Source organism: Dietzia sp. DQ11-71, from assembly GCF_014144995.1.
Classification (GTDB): Bacteria; Actinomycetota; Actinomycetes; order Mycobacteriales; family Mycobacteriaceae; genus Dietzia; species Dietzia kunjamensis.
In genome coordinates this window covers 1-3,850 of record NZ_JAALDT010000015.1, presented here as the reverse complement: position 1 = coordinate 3,850, position 3,850 = coordinate 1, and the positions used below count along the sequence as shown (strand labels likewise).

The following is a 3,850-nucleotide window of genomic DNA, read 5'->3' as shown; positions in this document are numbered from 1 at the left end:
CCCGCCGGCGCCCGCCGACCCGACGGCCCCGAGGCGGGCATCGTCGAGCGCCCCGCCGGCGGTGCCGACCATGTCGCCCTTCCACTTGGGAAAGCCCCACAGCTCATTGCCCGCCGCGAGGGTGAAGTCCTGGTCCACCGGCAGTTCGTGGATGTGCACCAGGGTCCCGTGGCCCGGCACCTTGAGCTGGAAGGCCAGTCCCATCTCGTGGTACGCACCCAGGACGTTGCCCGGCACGTCGTGGTAGCGCACGTGGATCATGATCGCGGGGGTCCGGCCGCCGGGCAGTGCCACCGGCTCGGCGCCCGCGGTGTCGAGGACGGCGGACTGGCGGCCGGCGGCGATGAGCCGGCGGACGACGGCTGCCCGGGTGAGAAACGCCGCGCCGGAGACCGAGGCGGACACGACGGGGACCGGGAAGGTGATCTCGCGCCCGGCGACGACGCGGGAGGTGGGAGAGCTCATGGTGCGACGGTAGCGGTCGCGCGGGCCGGAATCATCAGTTTGCCCGGCTAACGATCGGGGCGGCGGGTCCGATATCACCTGTGTAAGCCAGCTCATGTCCCGCCGCCCGGTTCGCGGCGCGACCACCGATCCATCTGGAGGCACTCATGCTCAAGGCCATCGCCGACTTCTTCGCCCAGTTCGACTTCACCGTCGGCTCGTCCGCCGCCATCAACGCCGCGATCTCGGGCTCGTCCGCATTCATCGACCAGCAGTTCGGTTTCGACAGTTCGCTGGGGAACCTCGCCGTGAGCAGCATCGGCCGCGTCGGCGAGCCCCCCGCCTGACACGGCTCACCCTGACACGGCTCACCCGGGTCGGAGTCGGACCGCCCTGGTCCGACTCCGACCCGGCGGCTCAGGCCGTGGGGCCGGTCATATCCTGCCCGGGTTGTGCCACGTCCCGTGTACCACCTTTTCCCTTGTACTTCGGCCGCAGGAGGTTGGACGGCGACAAGATGTCATCGAGCTCCTCCGCCGACAGCAGCCCCATCTCCAGCACCACCTCCCGGACCCCGCGGCCCGACCGGGCGCACTCACGGCCGACCCGGTCACCGTTGTGGTGGCCGATGATCGGGTTGAGGTAGGTGACGATCCCGATCGAGTTCATCACGTTCTGTCGGGCCACCTCGACGTTGGCGGTGATCCCCTCCACGCACTTCTCGGTCAGCGTCTCGATGGCGTTGGTCAGCAGCGAGATCGACTCGAACATCGCCTGGGCGATCACCGGCTCCATGACGTTGAGCTGGAGCTGACCTGCCTCGGCGGCCATGGTCACGGTGACGTCGTTGCCGATCACCTTGAAGCACACCTGGTTGACGACCTCGGGGATCACCGGGTTGACCTTGGCTGGCATGATCGACGACCCGGCCTGCAGCTCCGGCAGGTTGATCTCGTTGAAGCCGGCGCGCGGCCCCGAGGACAGCAGCCGCAGGTCGTTGCAGATCTTGGAGACCTTCACCGCGGTCCGCTTGAGGGCGGCGTGGACGTTGACGTAGTCGCCGGTGTCGCTGGTGGCCTCGATGAGGTTCATCGCGCCGGTGACCGGCAGTCCGGTGACGGCCCGCAGATGTTTGATGACGGCGCGACGATAGTCGGGCGGGGTGTTGACTCCGGTGCCGATCGCGGTCGCACCGAGGTTGACGTCGAGCAGCATCCGGGCCGCGGCGCCGAGGACGTGGAGTTCCTCGTCGAGCGTCACGGCGAAGCCGCCGAACTCCTGGCCCATCGACATGGGGACCGCGTCCTGCAGCTGCGTGCGCCCCATCTTGAGGACCTCGCGGAATTCCTCGGACTTGTCGTAGCAGGCCTCCCGCAGGGCGACGATCGCCGGCTCGAGTCGCTCCAGCGCGTGCCACAGGGCGATGCGGAATCCGGTCGGGTAGGCGTCGTTGGTGGACTGTGAACGGTTGACGTCGTCGTTGGGGCTGACGATGTCGTAGGAGCCCCTGGGGTGGCCGAGGCGCTCGAGGGCGAGGTTGGCCACGACCTCGTTGGTGTTCATGTTCACCGAGGTGCCGGCGCCGCCCTGGAACTGGCAGGAGGGGAACTGGTCCATGCAGCGCCCGTCGACCAGGATCTCGTCGCAGGCCCCGACGATCGTCTTCGCCACCGTCTCGTCGAGGACACCCATCTCGAGGTTCGCGAGCGCGGCGGCCTTCTTCACCATGACCATGCCGCGCACGAAGTCGGGGATGTCGCTGATGGTGGTGGCGGTGATCGGGAAGTTCTCGACGGCCCGGACCGTGTGGATGCCGTAATAGGCCTCCGCCGGGACCTCCTTGGTACCGAGCAGGTCATGTTCCACACGGGTCTGGCTCATTCGTCCTCCGCCTCTCGGGTCGCCTGCGGCCCACCCTAACCGCGCCGCACCCGACCTCGCGGCGATCCACCGGCGGGAAGGCCGCCGCTCTGCCTAGTGTGGTGGCATGTCGCGCACGACGACCTCCCGTCGCTCCCGAGCGTTCACCTCCGCTCGGGACATCCTGCGGCAGCTGTACCCGTCGGACGGGGTGCTGGGGAGCATCGTCGACCGGCGCGAGATGCCGCTGCCGCGCGGGACGTGGACGATCTTCGGGGTGGCGTTCGTGGGGTTCGCGACCCCGGTGATCGGATTCGTCGAGCTGGCCGAGCGCATCCGCGGCGATGCGGGCCTGCCCTTCGACCGGCCCGTCATGCTGTGGCTGCAGAGTCGCCATTCGCCGCGCAACACGCGCATCGTCCGGGCCGTCACCGAACTCGGCGGAGTCACTGCGGTGCCGTTGTTCGCCCTGGCCACCTCGGCGTATCTGGTCTCCGTCCGGGGCAGTCGCCGGCCCGCCGCACTGTTGACGGTGTCCCTGGTGGGGTCGACGATCATCAATTCGGTGCTCAAGGCCCTGTACCGGCGGGGTCGGCCCACGTTCTTCACCCACATCGTGGAGGAGAAGAGCTACTCGTTCCCCAGCGGTCACGCCATGGCGAGCGCGGCGTTGGCCGGGTGCGCCTGCGTCCTGGCCTGGCCAACGGCGTGGCGTTACCCGGTGATCGTCGGGTCCGCGGGGTACGTCCCGGCCATCGGCGTCACCCGCATGTACCTGGGTGTGCACTTCCCGAGCGACATCCTGGCCGGCTGGTGCGTGAGTCTGGCGTGGGTGGGCGAGGTGGCGACCATCATGTGGTTGATGGACCGCCTCGACGACTCGCCGACGCCGATGATCACCCGCCGGAGGTCGGCCCGCGAGGCCGTGGCGCCCGGGGTGTCGGGATGACGACGACGAGGCGCGCCCGGATCGAGCTGGGCCACGGCGACATCACCCGGATGACCGTCGACGCGGTGGTCAACGCGGCCAACAAGTCCCTACTCGGGGGCGGCGGTGTGGACGGGGCGATCCACCGCGCGGGCGGGCCGACGATCCTGGCCGAGTGCCGGGAGCTGAGGGCGGGCCGCCTGCGAGACGGGCTGCCGACGGGACAGGCCGTCGCGACCGGTGCCGGAGATCTCCCCGCCCGCTGGGTCATCCACACCGTGGGCCCGGTCTACGAACGCACCGGCGGCGCGGAAGCAACGGGCGGCACGGGCGGCACCGGCGGCGGAGCGTTGCTGGCCGGCTGCTATCGCAATTCCCTCGCCGTGGCCGATGAGCTCGGCGCCCGCACGGTGGCCTTCCCGCTCATCTCCGCCGGGGCCTACGGCTGGCCGCGCGAGGACGCGATCCGCACCGCGCTCGGGACTCTCGCCGGCATCGACACCGAGGTGGAGTCCGCCACGCTGCTGCTGTTCGACGCAGCCACCCTGAGCTTGGCCGAGCAGTGCCTCGCCGAGATCCGGCCCCGCTGACCCGCCCCGCGCCCGGCCCGCCTCGCAC

The 3,850-nt window shown here is 69.9% G+C and carries 5 protein-coding genes; 3 read left to right on the top strand and 2 right to left on the bottom strand.

From position 1 onward, the window contains the following. A partial coding sequence (locus G6023_RS00620) for an acetoacetate decarboxylase family protein (protein WP_182633821.1) occupies positions 1–465 on the bottom strand: 465 nt, incomplete at its 3' end. A gap of 146 nt (positions 466–611) precedes the next feature. Here G6023_RS00620 and G6023_RS00615 point away from each other — a divergent pair. Continuing rightward, complete coding sequence (locus G6023_RS00615; RefSeq protein WP_119192540.1) at positions 612–791, top strand: hypothetical protein; 180 nt, start codon at positions 612–614, stop codon at positions 789–791. A 70-nt stretch (positions 792–861) separates the two neighbouring features. Here the strand turns inward: G6023_RS00615 and aspA are convergent, their stop codons facing one another. Continuing rightward, entirely contained in the window at positions 862–2,325 is a 1,464-nt protein-coding gene (gene aspA / locus G6023_RS00610) for an aspartate ammonia-lyase (RefSeq protein ID WP_182633820.1), read from the bottom strand. Between the two features lie 106 nt (positions 2,326–2,431). Here aspA and G6023_RS00605 point away from each other — a divergent pair, with 106 nt between their 5' ends. Further along, entirely contained in the window at positions 2,432–3,253 is an 822-nt protein-coding gene (locus tag G6023_RS00605; protein WP_120285392.1) for a phosphatase PAP2 family protein, read from the top strand. After that, a complete protein-coding gene (locus G6023_RS00600) occupies positions 3,250–3,822 on the top strand; it encodes an O-acetyl-ADP-ribose deacetylase (protein WP_182633819.1) in 573 nt (190 codons plus the stop codon). The genes G6023_RS00605 and G6023_RS00600 overlap by 4 nt, the downstream gene beginning before the upstream one ends. Positions 3,823–3,850: the final 28 nt, after the last annotated feature.